12 protein-coding genes and 1 rRNA gene are annotated in these 14,173 nt (G+C 52.3%); 6 read left to right on the forward strand and 7 right to left on the reverse strand.

The genetic code is table 11. The features are described from left to right. The first annotated feature begins 168 nt into the window (after window positions 1-168). From rrf to ptsP, 3 genes are all read left to right on the forward strand, one after another. A 5S ribosomal RNA gene (rrf, locus tag KSO86_RS00005) occupies window positions 169-286 on the forward strand. 280 nt (window positions 287-566) lie between these two features. Next, window positions 567-830, forward strand: coding sequence for an HPr family phosphocarrier protein (locus tag KSO86_RS00010; protein WP_216379394.1), 264 nt, complete (start codon window positions 567-569; stop codon window positions 828-830). 4 nt (window positions 831-834) lie between these two features. Beyond that, window positions 835-2,535, forward strand: a complete 1,701-nt coding sequence (gene ptsP / locus KSO86_RS00015) for a phosphoenolpyruvate--protein phosphotransferase (RefSeq protein ID WP_216379395.1) — start codon at window positions 835-837, stop codon at window positions 2,533-2,535. 95 nt (window positions 2,536-2,630) lie between these two features. On the opposite strand, the gene KSO86_RS00020 is transcribed toward ptsP, so the two are convergent. Continuing rightward, window positions 2,631-3,479: a PRD domain-containing protein gene (locus tag KSO86_RS00020; protein ID WP_216379396.1), complete on the reverse strand. Its 849-nt coding sequence runs from the start codon at window positions 3,477-3,479 to the stop codon at window positions 2,631-2,633. A gap of 8 nt (window positions 3,480-3,487) precedes the next feature. Continuing rightward, window positions 3,488-5,455: a glucose PTS transporter subunit IIA gene (locus KSO86_RS00025; protein WP_216379397.1), complete on the reverse strand. Its 1,968-nt coding sequence runs from the start codon at window positions 5,453-5,455 to the stop codon at window positions 3,488-3,490. 176 nt (window positions 5,456-5,631) lie between these two features. On the opposite strand from KSO86_RS00025, the gene pepT reads away from it, so the two are divergent. After that, window positions 5,632-6,846, forward strand: coding sequence for a peptidase T (pepT, locus tag KSO86_RS00030; protein WP_216379398.1), 1,215 nt, complete (start codon window positions 5,632-5,634; stop codon window positions 6,844-6,846). Between the two features lie 40 nt (window positions 6,847-6,886). Here the strand turns inward: pepT and KSO86_RS00035 are convergent, their stop codons facing one another. The 3 genes from KSO86_RS00035 to KSO86_RS00045 all read right to left on the reverse strand — a co-directional run bounded on the left by KSO86_RS00035 (window position 6,887) and on the right by KSO86_RS00045 (window position 9,470). After that, window positions 6,887-7,288 carry a DUF4870 domain-containing protein gene (locus KSO86_RS00035; RefSeq protein ID WP_216379399.1) on the reverse strand — a complete coding sequence of 134 codons (402 nt, stop codon included), beginning with the start codon at window positions 7,286-7,288 and terminating at the stop codon, window positions 6,887-6,889. A 67-nt stretch (window positions 7,289-7,355) separates the two neighbouring features. Beyond that, window positions 7,356-8,612: an alpha/beta fold hydrolase gene (locus tag KSO86_RS00040; RefSeq protein WP_216379400.1), complete on the reverse strand. Its 1,257-nt coding sequence runs from the start codon at window positions 8,610-8,612 to the stop codon at window positions 7,356-7,358. Window positions 8,613-8,621: 9 nt separating this feature from the next. Next, complete coding sequence (locus KSO86_RS00045; RefSeq protein ID WP_253280653.1) at window positions 8,622-9,470, reverse strand: FAA hydrolase family protein; 849 nt, start codon at window positions 9,468-9,470, stop codon at window positions 8,622-8,624. Between the two features lie 91 nt (window positions 9,471-9,561). On the opposite strand from KSO86_RS00045, the gene KSO86_RS00050 reads away from it, so the two are divergent. Beyond that, window positions 9,562-10,518: an L-lactate dehydrogenase gene (locus KSO86_RS00050; protein ID WP_216379401.1), complete on the forward strand. Its 957-nt coding sequence runs from the start codon at window positions 9,562-9,564 to the stop codon at window positions 10,516-10,518. Between the two features lie 86 nt (window positions 10,519-10,604). Here KSO86_RS00050 and KSO86_RS00055 read toward each other — a convergent pair whose 3' ends face one another. Next, entirely contained in the window at window positions 10,605-11,135 is a 531-nt protein-coding gene (locus tag KSO86_RS00055; protein ID WP_216379402.1) for an LppP/LprE family lipoprotein, read from the reverse strand. A gap of 93 nt (window positions 11,136-11,228) precedes the next feature. Continuing rightward, window positions 11,229-13,439 (reverse strand): NADP-dependent isocitrate dehydrogenase, encoded by a 2,211-nt coding sequence (locus KSO86_RS00060; RefSeq protein ID WP_216379403.1) that lies wholly within the window; start codon window positions 13,437-13,439, stop codon window positions 11,229-11,231. Between the two features lie 218 nt (window positions 13,440-13,657). Here KSO86_RS00060 and KSO86_RS00065 point away from each other — a divergent pair, with 218 nt between their 5' ends. Beyond that, on the forward strand, window positions 13,658-14,110 hold the full coding sequence (locus KSO86_RS00065) for a protein-tyrosine phosphatase family protein (RefSeq protein WP_216379404.1): 453 nt from the start codon (window positions 13,658-13,660) through the stop codon (window positions 14,108-14,110). Window positions 14,111-14,173: the final 63 nt, after the last annotated feature.

A 14,173-nucleotide genomic window follows, 5' to 3' on the forward strand; every position in this document is an offset into this window, starting at 1 on the left:
GACCATGGGGTTGATAGGCCAGACGTGGACAACAAGTAATTGTTGGAGCTGACTGGTACTAATGGCCAACCACTTATAAAAAAACATTCTATTAAAGCGTGTTCGCGTCTACTATACGATTCTTGACTCCCACACATAAAAGCATGTGTGTGTTACGTCAACCATTTTGACGGTGGTCATAGTGGCAGGGAAACGCCCGGTCCCCATACCGAACCCGGTAGCTAAGCCTGCTAACGCCGATGGTACTGCACTCGAGGGAGTGTGGGAGAGTAGGACACCGCCGTCACACATCTGATAACGGGAGGGACCCGGTCACCACGACCAGGCCCCTCCCGCTTTTTGTTTAATGTTCGCTCATCGATAACTACAACTAATCTTCACCAACTACTAGCACATACCTTATTGATACGATAAACTGGACGTGGAGCTAATCCACACACAGGGTTGTTACTGAAAAGGCAAGACCTGAGAAATGCTATGCATATCTCAGGTCTTTTATATTTTTACAACCGCAAAATAGTCCACAGAAGTCGTATCTACACGCCTTCAACGAGGAAGGAACACTTATGATCTCTCGTACTGTCACCGTCGCATCCGCTGTTGGTTTGCACGCTCGTCCAGCTGCTATCTTTGCCGAAGCGGCTGAAGCAACAGGAGTTGATTTCACCCTTACACTTGATGGCGAAGAAGCTGATGCGGCTTCCGTGCTCGATGTCATGTCATTGGGTGCAGAGAATGGCGATGAAGTTGTTCTTGCCACCGAAGACGATTCCGCCACCGAAGCCCTCGAAAAGCTTGCTGCTCTGATCGCAACCGACCTGGATGCGTGAGACCATGACCGTGCAACACCGGGTTCTTCTTGGCATCGGAGTATCTGCGGGCACTGCTTATGGCCCAATCGCTGTTGTCTCGCCACCACCGGGAATCGATCCCGATGAACCGGCTACCACAGATGTAGAAGCTGCAACTGAGATCGTCAGCGATGCGCTCGAACAAGTTGCTGTTATGCTTCTTGATCGTGCTGAGCGCGCTCCAGAAAAAGGTCAACCTATTCTGCAAGCGACCGCCAAAATGGCTCGTGATCGTGGATTGAAGAAGGGGATTGTTAAAGAGCTCAAACGCGGATCAGGTTTGACTCGCGCTATCTCCGACGCGATCCAAAAATATGTTGACATGTTTACCCAGCTCGGTGGCTACATGGCAGAACGCGCGACGGATCTCTATGACGTGCGTGATCGTGCGATCGCCGTCGTGCGAAATGTGCCGATGCCGGGTATCCCGGAGCTCAAAGAACCATCAATTATTGTTGCACGCGATCTGGCGCCTGTCGAAACTGCAACACTTGACCCGAAGCTAGCGTTGGGAATTGCGATTGAAGAAGGCGGACCCACCAGCCATACTGCTATTTTGGCTGCCCAACTCGGTATACCTGCCGTTGTTCGGGTAGGTAATATCGTTGACTATGCCATCAGCGCCCAAGCTGAGGCAACAACGATGGCACTTGACGGTGGTGTTGGCGAAGTTATTATTGCGCCAACGTCGGGCGACGTCGATCTTCTAGCCGAACGCTCCCAGCGTCGCGAAGCAGCCTTGGCTGGGTCGCATGGTGTGGGACTGACTCGTGATGGTCATAAAGTCGCGTTATTAGCCAATATTGGTACGGCAGACGACGCCGAACGCGCAGCCGCTTATGACGTTGAAGGCTCGGGGCTCTTCCGTACCGAGTTCCTGTTCCTGGGGCGAGAAAGCGCGCCGAGCGTGGAAGAACAAACCAAGGTCTATACCAAGGTCTTCCAAGAATTTGGACGCCGCCGTGTCACAGTGCGTACCCTCGATGCCGGTGCTGATAAGCCACTGAAGTTTGCGGATCTTGGTGAGGAAGAAAATCCAGCACTTGGGCGTCGTGGTATCCGATTAACCCGGATTCGCGAAGATTTACTTGATGACCAACTTGCAGCACTTGCAGCAGCTCAACAAGCAACAGCTGCCGATGTGCGCGTCATGGCACCAATGGTTGCCACCATGGAAGAAGCCCAGTGGTTTGCTGATAAAGCGCGCGCTGCCGGACTGTCATCAGTGGGAATCATGATCGAGGTTCCAGCCGCGGCAATCAATGCCTCGACACTTTTGTCTATCGTCGATTTCGCGTCCATTGGAACGAACGACTTAGCTCAATACACCATGGCTGCAGACCGTATGCAAGGCGAACTTGCTGGCTTGCTCGATGTATGGCAGCCGGCAATCCTACGTATGATCAAGCTGGCCTGCCAAGGCGGCACGGCTACGGGAAAGTATGTAGGCGTTTGTGGCGAAGCCGGTGGCGACCCGCTCCTAGCTCTGGTCCTAACCGGACTAGGAGTTCAATCGCTCTCGATGGCTCCATCAAAGGTCGATGCAGTTCGGGCGTCGTTGCGACTCCACGATCTGTCCACATGCCAACAAATGGCAGCCTTTGCGCTCGACGCGCTTACCGCAAAGGACGCACGCGCAGCAGTAGAAGCACTCGTCCATCCGGACGTGAAGTATCTGATGTAACAGCTAACTAACCTCAAGGGGGCGGGCAGGAATTATCCTGCCCGTCCCGCTCTTAAGTTCGCTAGCCCCGGCTCTGTTGAGCTCTAGCCCCGGCTCTATTGAGCTGAGGTGACACGTGAAATATGTAAGGCTAGATACGCGATTTCGTTGCTGTTAAGCTCATGGCCCAGACGCAATGCAACAAGCTGGGCAATATTTTCGGCACATGCATATTCCTGGGTCAGAGTAGAGCGAATCGTCGCACCGATCGAGGAGATATCATTGTCCAACTGTTTGCCTTGCATAATACGAATAAACAGATAACGCATATGCGTGATAAGGCGGGCAGTGTTAATACTTGTTTGATCCAAGTCCACGCTAAAGGTGGCGCCGATGAGGTCAATAACTTGTTGGATAAGACCGGTCATCGTGTAGGTTTGCGACAAGTCACCAGCAGCAAAACCGGCATTGACGAGATGTAGTGCTACCGCAATGGTTTCATGCTCGGGAAGAGCCGGCTGACCTTGTGCTTCTAGCAGCTGGTTGAGCTCAGCCAAGAACTTGCCTGCTTGCACATATTCCGCATGATAGAGATGCTCGACCTCGGCTTGTAACGGATAATGCAAGAGCTGCCCAGTCTCAAGGCGTCGGAGCGCGAGGTCTACGTGATCACACAGGCTAATAAAAAGGGTTGGGCTAGAAAGCTGAGCGTCAGTAAATTGAGCTGCTACCATCGCTCGATAAACGATATCTCGTACCTTGCTACCCAACTGTGCAATGAGTGCACCAAGATGATCCGGGTCCCGTCCATCAAGCGGGACAAAGACCCGTACCACCCGTTCAGGATCAACGTATTGTCCTGCTGCGGCTTTAAAGCCGACGCCTCGGCCCGTCACGATGACCTCACGGCCAGAGTCTTGACGGGCCAAGACGACGTTGTTATTAAAGATCCGCAGAATCTTCATGGATGTCCTTAACGTTCGGTTGTCACACCTGGCGTTAGTACGGTTGCGTGGTCAGCTAACTGTGGTGTGACCGCTGCGAATGCGCGAGTATTAGTGACCGTAACGATAACCGTCGTCGCGTAACCGGCAGCAATGACTTTCTTAAAGTCTACCGTGACAAGTGGCATTCCGGCAGAAATATGCTCGCCTTTGGAAACTTTGACGGAAAATCCGTCGCCCTTCATATTGACGGTATCAACGCCAACATGGACGAGAACTTCGGTTCCGTCGTCGGACTTAATCCCAAACGCATGACCAGACTTAGCGACGCTGGAAACCGTACCAGTAATCGGCGCTACCACGGCAGTCTCACCAATGGCTTCGATATCCGGAATAACTCCGAATCCTTCGCCAAGGGCACGGGAGGCGAAAACCTTATCGCCGGTTTCATCGAGCGAAATGACTTTGCCTTCAATTGGTACCCCAACCGCGTTTTCTGGGAGATCGACGACGAGGGTTTTCTTTGCCGACGGGCGATCCTCACGTGGCCGGTAATCCAAGAAGATAACCGCAAGCATCGAGGTAATGAAAGCTACTGCGATTGCGATGAGGTAGACCCATGCCGGATCGAAGACCGAAATGGTCAGGAGCGAGGTGAAGACGAAGGCGTCCGTCTTGACGCCGCCGTATGGCAAGCTCAAAATCGCGATGGTCACGCCACCAGCCAAACAGCCGGCGAGGAGACGCGAGTAGATCATCTTGAAACGCAAGTGGATACCGTAAAGTGACGGTTCTGAGATACCGCCGAAGAGGCCAGCAGCTAACGCACCGGATGCAGTCTGGCGCATGGCAGTGTCTTTGTCACGGATGGACAAGAAGAGCACACCGGCAGTAGTACCGAAACATGCGAAGTTCCAGGCGCCCATTGGGCCTTGGATGAAGTCGTAACCCAGGGTTTGGATGTTGACGAGCATCATGGCGTTCAGCGGCCAGTGCAAGCCGAGCGGGACGAGGAATGGGTAGATGAGTGGAATAGCGATAGCGAAAACGAATGGGGCAGCTGAGTTCATCCACGCCAAACCGAAGCCAAGACCGTTACCAATCCAGATACCCAATGGGCCAATAAGGAATGCGGTTAGTGGGATAACAACGAGCATCGAAATGAATGGCACGAACACCATTTGGACGTTGCTTGGGATGATCTTCTTAAGGTTGTGATAAACCAATGCCAGCACTGGGATCATCATCAATGGAACGAAGACATTGCCGGAGTAGTCAGGCAGAGTCAGCGGCAAGCCAAAAACGTCAATCGAACAGGTCGTCTGCTTGATCGCCTCGTTTTCTACGCATTGCAGTGCAGAGAAAGCGTCTGGGTTTGACAGCTTCAAGAAATCTGGCGTGAGGAACGCTGCCATAATGGTTGCGCCCAGCCACGGGTCGATCTTCAGCTTCTTCGCGGCGTTGAATGCCACCATAATCGGCAGGAAGTAGAACACCGAATGCCACATGGCGTCGACGAATACCCAGCCTGGTGCTTTATCGGCGGCACGGAAGTCAACCACATGCAAGGCGTCGAGTACGGCTGCGAACGCAATAATCAGCGATGCGCCAAGAAGCACGCCGAGGATGGGACGGAACGAATCGGAGAGATACTCGAAGAAGGTATCTAGCCACGCCGACTTACCGCGGGTTTTTGCTCGAGCAGCGGCCTTCACGTCGTCGTCAGACTTAGCGTTAGCGCGTTCAGCCATCGCTGGCAAGCTGTTAATCGCGCTGTACATCGATTCGACTGCACCGCCTACGATCACCTGGTAGCGGTCCCCAGACTGTGGCATGACACCCAAGACCTCTGGGATCTTTTCGAGCTCGTCAGCATTTACGACACTGGAATCGTTTAGCTCAAACCGCAAGCGTGTGGCGCAGTGGGTTAGCGAACGTATGTTTTCTGGTCCGCCGACGGCGTCGATGATACCGTTGGCGCTAGTTTTTGTAGACATCCTTGTCCTTCTGTTCTGCGGGAAATAAAAAAGACCCAAGGCACGGCTAACCGTGACTTGAGTCTTGCCTAAAAAGTTGCAACCTCTATAGATTAGTTCCATCATACGAATAGGAGAATAGTACGTCAAGCATCTGACACAATTGCCTCCATATTCGTTACCAGATAGGTTGATTGATGACCACACCAGATATTCGAACCGAGCTTGTTGAACGTTTTATGCGTTACGCAGCTATCACCAGCCAATCTGATGCGAGGCAAACTTCCGTGCCGACTACGCCAGGGCAGACGGAACTTGCTGAACTACTAGCGAACGAGCTGCGTGGCTTCGGTGCGCACGACGTCGTCCTTGACGATCATGCCTGCCTAACGGCTCGGTTTCCGGCGACGACGGCGGGTCCAACGATCGGCTTTTGTGCACATCTAGACACTGCCGACGTCGGGTTGTCGCCACACGTTCAACCACAGATCGTGCGCTATACCGGCGAGCCTATCGTTTTGGGTGCTGGTCATGTTTTAGACCCGGAGCAATATCCAGTGCTTGAAGACTATCTCAACCATGACATTATTTGCACTGATGGAACGTCGGTGTTGGGTTCTGACGATAAAGCTGCGCTCGCGTCTATCATGACGGCTCTGGCACATCTGGATGCTGCGCCGCATCCGGAAATAGTGGTTGCTTTTGTCCCCGATGAAGAGATCGGGCTGCGCGGAATTAAAACACTGGATTTGGCGCGGTTCGATGTTGATGCGGCCTACACTGTGGACTGCGAAGGTCAGGCAACGATCGCCTATGAGACGTTTAACGCTGGTCAAGCCATAATTAATATTACGGGAGTTAGTGCACACCCGATGTCGGCAAAAGGCGTTATGGTTAATCCGAATCTTGTTGCATACGATCTGATTGGCTGCTTCGATCGGTCCCAAACTCCAGAATGTACTGCGGGACGAGAAGGCTATATTTGGGTTCACAGTATTGACGGTAACCAAGCGCAAACCCAAGTTCTGCTCCACATTCGCGATCACGATCGGGCGCGTTATGAATCGCGTAAAGACGAGATTCGTGCCGCGGTTGCGCATATTCAATCAGCACATCCACGAGCCCACATTACCTGCGAGATTACTGACGTTTACAGCAATATTGCGGACGCTTTAGACCCCCAAACCCAGTGGGTTGTTGACGACATGCGACAAGCAGTGCGAGCTACCGGGTGTGAGCCGGTACCGCTTATCATGCGCGGCGGCACCGATGGATCATATCTGTCATCCCAAGGTATTCCTACGCCCAATATGTTCACTGGCGGATTTAATTTCCATTCAGCTCACGAGTTTTTGCCACTGCCCGAATTCGAGCGGTCGTTCCGTACCGTGTGGACATTAATGACGCGCTAGACCAGCAAGGTCTAGCGCGCCCACTACTGAGGAAACGAGTTCAGGAAAGAATCTTGAACTGGAACGGGTAGTGGTGGAGCCGGCCTTGATTTACTGCCGAGAATGCTTTGAGATGGTGCCAGATTGTGAGCACAAGGCTGGCGAGGACCAGCACGATTCCCAATGGTGAGAGCAAAATAGTAAAGATCATAATCCAGCCAACGATATACATCAGCCACATACCGATATTGAAGTTGAACGAATCGGCAGCAGCTTGACGCACGAAGCGACTGGAATCCTTTTTGAGTGCCCAAATAACTAGCGGCCCGAGGAAAGAAAGCGACGCTGCAGATACCAGCATGGCGATAAGCGCAGACAGGTGCGCCAGCTTTGCCCACGTGCGTTCGTCGTCGGTCACTGACTCAAGAATGAGTCCGTCAGAAGTATAAAAAGTATTATCCATATCCTTATTATCTGTTTCCTCTAGGTTCAAGCGAAGGGGTTCTTCTCAAGGCGTATCTGGGATCTCGTTACCGGTAGCGTCGCCCGTCAGCAAGATCAAACATGTGGTCGAGTATATCGCCGCCCATGGCACGCAAACCGTTATGCTCGTGCCCGTTGGTGATAACTTGTTTGATGCCTGGCATAAGATCAACTGTTGCCATCGACAACTCAAACGGTACGAAAGCATCACGAACATAGATTGTTGCGGCACCTTGGGCATTGCTGTCGCGCAAAACCTGCGGATCAAACAGCGTTGGCCACTGCCAGGATGCGAGTGTACGGGTCACATCCGCCCATGGTTGCCATGCTGGCACCGTGTCACACCAAGCCTCATGTAGATGTTCACCGGTTAACAAGGTAGGGTCTTCCCGGAAGTCTGACGGCATCACCCGATCAGCAGACCAATTCGTAGTGACTCCATTTGCGCCGCAGGCTTCGTGTAAGAGGAAATAGATCGGGTTTCGGCCACTGAACGGCAGGTTTGCAGCCAGATCATAGCTTAGTTGCAGCGAAGTCGGATCCCACTCCAATAGATGATGGAGTGCTTGCCAGCCTTCATTACGTCCGAGGTCCATTCCCAAGGAACGAATCCGAGATGGGGTGACGATTTCACCGTCGGGCAAAACAACATCTCCGGCTTCGGTACGTTGGAGGAGAGTCCGCATCCGCTCCCGATCCTGGGGGAAATGCGCATAGTAATTTTCCGATAACCAGCGCATTTTGTTAAACGTGGCGGTGTAAAAATCGTCAACATGTCCAGTTACTGGCGGCAAACCACCCGTAAAGAAAGCATGATGAACAGATTCTGGGTGCCGGCTGAGATAGCAGACGGCAGTAAACCCACCAAAACTTTGCCCCAGAAGATTCCACTGCTCGGGACGGGCTCCGAGGTGAGCTCGCAGAGCTTCAGCATCTTCCACAATGGCATCGGCGCGGAAATGGCTTAAATATTCGGCAACAGTTTGCGTGTTACCCATTCCCAGAAGATCTGGGGTTACCGGTGTAGAACGCCCGGTTCCACGCTGATCGAGCATCACAACGCGGTAGCGTTTCAACGCTGCCGCGAGCCAGCCAGGCGAAGCCGGATTGTGAGCTACCCGGGGTGCTTCAAAGCCTGGTCCACCCTGAAGATAAACCAGATAAGGAAGGTTTTCGCCGCCTTCAGGCGTGATCACCCGGGCGAAGATTGACAGCGATCGGGAATCGGATTCGTCGTCGTGAACAAGGGGAACGGTGAGTGTATGATCGTCTAACCGCAGACCCTGAAGATACGTTGTTTCCATGTCACATCCTTAAACGAACCGCGCCGAAATTGTTCCCATCCGGCCATAATCGCTCAAGATCACGTCACCACGTTCAACTGGCATAGCACGGGTGAACGAACCCGCGAGGATAATTTCGCCAGCATCTAAGAACTGATCGGTGTTCGCAAGCGTATTAGCAAGCCAGGCGACGCCGTGTGCTGGATGATTCATCACTCCGGCCGCAACGCCGGTTTCTTCGATCACTTCGTTCTTGTACAGCAGTGCAGAAATCCAGCGCATATCGATGTCTTCTGGGCGTAGAGGTTGCCCGCCCAAAATCATGGCACCGAAGTACGAATTATCGGCAACTGAATCGACCACGGTTCGGCCCGGGCCACTCACCCGCGAGGACAGGATTTCTATTGCTGGGGTAACAAATTCCGTGGCGCGCAATACGTCATAAATAGTTACTTGCGGGCCTTCTAGCTTGTCTTTCAAAATGAATGCCAGCTCAACCTCAACGCGCGGCTTGTTGAATATGTCGAAGTCAATCAAAGCTGAGTTTTCATAGATCATGTCTTGGAAGATCGTGCCGAATGCTGGTTCGGTGATGCCACGAGAATCTTGTGCTGAACGAGCAGTCAGACCGATTTTACGGCCCACGAGCCGGCGGCCGGCATCCAATTGTTCTTCTACCCAAGCGGCCTGGATCTCGTATGCGTCGTCAATGGTGGCATGCGGAAGTTGCTCTGAAATGCGAGGCAGTAGTTCCCGGGTATGTTGAGCTTTGCTAAGTTTACGAGCGATTTCCGTTGCAAGTGACCTATCCATGGCGGTTCCTTCCTTGCAGTCCGACGACGACGATGGCCTCGGCCGCGATTGTTCTTCTAGTTTCATTGTGTCACTTTTGAGGGGGCCAATGCTACCGGCCAGAAAGTGTGATCAACATTCTGCAGACATTTACGTGAAAAACCGGGATAATAGAAGTATGACTACTCAATTTAAAACGAAAATGTCGGTAATTGGTGCAGGGTCGGTTGGTACCGCTCTTGCTTATGCAGCTATGTTGCGTGGTTCTGCCAACGTTGTTGCTCTGTTTGATATTAATAAAACAAAAGTTGACGCTGAAGTTCTCGATTTGGCTCACGGTACCCAGTTCATGGCAGGTTCGGAATTAATTGGTGGTTCTGATATTACGGTCACCGCAAATTCTGACATCGTTCTGATCACTGCTGGCGCTAAGCAAAATCCGGGGCAAACACGGCTGGAGTTGGCAGAGAAGAATGCTCGTATTCTCGAAAGTCTCATGTCAGATTTGGTTCCGCTGTCACCAAACGCTATCTTCGTTCTGGTAACGAACCCGGTTGATGTTCTTACTGCTGCGGCAGTGAAATTTTCAGGGCTTCCGGCTGGACGCGTGTTCGGTTCTGGAACTGTTCTCGATTCTTCGCGTCTGCGGTGGCTCGTTGGCCGTAAGATTGGTGTCTCGCCACGTTCGGTCCACTCCTTGATCGTTGGCGAACACGGTGATAGCGAATTTGCGCTGTGGTCATCAGCTACGATCGGTCAAGTTTCCTTGCGCGATTGGTGCAATGACAAGGGCGAGAAGGTCTTCTCCGATGAAGTTCTGCACGAACTTGAGCAAGAAGTCATCAATTCGGCTTACAAGATCATCGAAGGCAAGGGTGCAACGAACTACGCAATCGGTGTTGCCGGTGCTCGAATCGTGGAAGCGGTTCTTAACAACCAGCGCGCGATTCTGCCAGTGTCGAGCGTTTTGAACGGCTCATTCGGAGTTGAAGATGTAGCCCTTGCTGTGCCATGTATCGTTGGTGCTAATGGCGTGGAACGTCCGATCGAATTCCCAATGGATAGCGTGGAGCGAGCTCGTTTCGATGCCTCTGTTGAGGCGTTAGCCGCTGCTCAGAAGACTATCGGATTGTAGAACATTCGTTAGACCCTCGTTAGGGTTAAGTCAGTCGGGGAGTGTCATGAATCCATGACACTCCCCGACTGACTTATATCGACGTTTTATTCAGCGTCAGCGGTTTCGTGAACGCCACCGCCAGCAAATTCATTTGGTGGCAGGCTACCGGTACGGGTTGGCTGTGACTTACCGTCGTCCCAGACGTAGGTTGCTACTGCAGGCTTTGGCATAGTCTTTTCATCGTCTAAGTACCAGGTGCGCTCTATCTGGATTTCAGAATCAGAGACACGAGAAACTTTCGGTTCGCCAAGATATGGGCGTGCTTCTGATGTTCCGGCGAAAACACCGTTGTGGAACAACGCAACTTCGTATGGCTCGTCCGAATTAGGGGTTCCGGTCGGGATAACAATCCACGATAGCGCCTTGCATGAGTCATATGTGCTTGTATCTGCTGATGCTAAATCCCAGTTTTCAGCTGAATCTGCTGGCAGACCTTCCCACGCTGGGTTGAGTTCAGTTGCAGCTTGAGCCAAGGCTTCGTCGCCAGTTGTTTCGGCGCAATCTGAGCATCCAGTGAAAGCAATTAAAGCAATTGGAAGGCACGCACCAATACGTGCCAAACTCTTGCGAGTCATTTTTCCTTCTTCCATTAATATCAACGATTAAACCAAGAAGATACATTACCACTGTCAACGTTTATCCGGGGTTTGGTGGCAATAGGACATAACTCAGATGTGGTCAATAATGGAGTTCAAGCGCGCCGAAGGGCGCATAACTGCTTGCACACGAGCCGGATCGGGATCATAGTAGCCCCCGAGATCTACCGGCTTTCCTTGGACTTTGAGCAGCTCACGCTGAATATCGGCGGCGTAGTGCTCCAGTAATCTAGCCGGCTTCGCGAAGGTCCGAGCCAGTTCGGTATCATCTGGTTGATGTGCCAGAGCCTGCGCCCAATAAGTTGCCAGCCACGCATGTGAACCGCGACTATCTAGTTGTCTCACAGCTGCTTGAGGTGAGTAACCATTAGCCAAGACCTGCTCGGTCGCATAGTCCAAGGTGTCGGCAAGAATATCAGCCCGCCGATTGTTCATAGTTCGTCCAACATGGCGTAACGATTCAGAAACTGCCAGAAACTCCCCTAGGGAATCCCACTGCAGATGATTTTCGGCTAGTAACTGCCGGGTGAGCTTGGGAGCAGTTCCGCCCGCTCCAGTCTCAAACATTCCGCCACCAGCCATGAGTGGGACCACCGATAACATTTTCGCAGATGTCCCTAGTTCCATAATCGGGAACAAATCCGTAAGATAGTCGCGCAGGACGTTTCCAGTAGCAGAAATAGTATCTAGCCCAGCCCGCAGGCGGTCGAGAGTTTTCTTTGTAGCGTCCGGTATCGACATGATACTGACATTGAGCGTGTCAGTATCTCCATCAGCTAAAAACTCGTGGACATAAGCGGTCATAAGACGATCGTGGGCACGCTCTGGATCTAACCAGAAAATAACCGGCGTATCAGAGTAGCGCGCCCGTGACAGTGCCAGCTGCACCCAATTCTTAATCGGGGCTTTTTTCGTCACGCAACCACGGAAAATATCCCCGGCATACACCGGCTGGGAGACGAGCACGGTGTCGTCGTCGGACACAATATCAACCCGACCACCGTCCGGGGCAACAAATGTCTTGTCGTGAGACCCGTACTCTTCGGCCCGCTGAGCCATCAAGCCGACGTTTGACACGCTACCCATCGTAGACGGGTCGAAAGCGCCGTTTCGTTGGCAGTCTTGGATAACCACACGGTAGACATCGGCGTATGACGAATCTGGAATCACCGCGATCGTATCGCTCCTTTCACCGTCTGGTCCCCAGAGCTTGCCGCCATTGCGGATCATTGCGGGCATTGAGGCATCGATAATCACATCCGATGGCACATGCAAGTTTGTGATACCTCGGGCTGCATCAACCATAGATAGCCGTGCCCCAGAGTGGAATTCGCAGTTAAACGATTGTCGGATGCGGGCGCCGTCGTCGGCCTGGTCTAATCCGGCGAAGATACGTGTCAATCCGTCGTCGGCATGCAAGCCGAGTTCATTCAATCGTGGTCCAAAATCGGTAAAAGTTTGTGGAAAGAATGCGCGCACGGCGTGTCCGAAAATAACTGGATCCGAAACCTTCATCATGGTCGCTTTGAGATGAAGTGAGAATAATAGATCTGATGAGGACGCTTGGGCGATACTGTGAGACAAGAACGAGCGGAGCTTACTGACCTCCATAATTGAGGCATCAAGGATATCGCCGGCGTCGAGTTCAATGTTGTCAGTCATCGTCTGCTGCTGGCCTGCAACAGACGTGAAAACGATACGCGCCCGTGTTTTTTGCTCGACGACGACGGACTTCTCCGTATGCTTAAAATCCCCCGCTTTCATTGTGGTGACGGTAGTTTGTGAATTGGCTGGCCAAGGTTCCATGCGATGCGGATGGGAGCGGGCAAAGTTCTTGACGGCCCGAGGCGCTCTACGGTCTGAGTTGCCTTCACGCAGCACTGGGTTTACCGCCGACCCAAGGACTGAGTCGTATCGTTTACGGACGTCGTGTTCCGCAGTAGTAGTGGGATGTGCTGGATACAGTGGGATATCAATGCCGTGTTCTTGTAGCTCATTGATAGCTGCTACGAGTTGGGGCAGTGAGGCCGAAATATTGGGAAGCTTAACGATATTTGCAGCGGGGGTGCGGGTAAGGGCGCTGAGCTGTGCCAGTGCGTCCAGACGTTGTTGAGAAGGTGGAAGTCGATCTGAAAAAGCCGAAATAATCCGGCCTGCTAATGAAATGTCTTGGGGAATGATGTTGATGTGAGCGTGCTTGGCGAATGCTGAAACGATAGGCAATAAAGAAGTGGAGGCAAGCATGGGAGATTCGTCCGTATGAGTGTAAAAAATCTGAGTCATATCTGGTCTCCTTTGACGTCGATCGGTGCACCACTCATTGGATGTCTTGATGTAAAGATTATCAGGAACGGAGAGAAATGTGTGCTGAATCAAATTCTCGATGTGAGCTTGCTTGCCAAAACTCAAATTTTGCCCATACCACTAGGGAAAAGTAGCAAAGCATTGGTAATTTTGAACTACATCATGAGGCGTGCATGAGGTATTAAAGGAGGCAGACAGTGGCAACTTGGAAAGATGGCGCTGGCGTCATTACCCTACCGTCTGGACGTCGTATTCGAGGACGGTCATGGCGAGTAACCACTGAAGAACAAGCTGACCTAGCTATTGTTCTTACCACCTCCGTAGGAAACCGCTTCGGAGCACCAACGATTATGTCCCGAGCTGGCGAAACAATCGCTATTGATTGGCCGGATTACCGACTTCCGCGCCGGCCAGCCCAGGCCCTTCAAACTCTACGCGATGCATGGAATGACGCAGCCTATAAAAAGGTTGAAATTACCTGTGCTGGGGGAGTGGGGCGAACTGGCACTGCGCTCGCGATTCTTGCGGTGTTTGATGGGATGGATCCCCATGACGCAATTGACTTTGTCCAACGCGAATATAATCCGCAATCAGTAGCCTCACCAGCTCAGCGAGCATTCGTTATGGACTTGGGTGCAGACGTTAACTAGATCTTTCCAAGATGCGGTATCTGTACCGTTTTAGGCCGTGGCATTTCACTCACCTACCGGCTG

The organism is Arcanobacterium phocae (assembly GCF_018913465.1).
GTDB lineage: Bacteria > Actinomycetota > Actinomycetes > Actinomycetales > Actinomycetaceae > Arcanobacterium > Arcanobacterium phocae_A.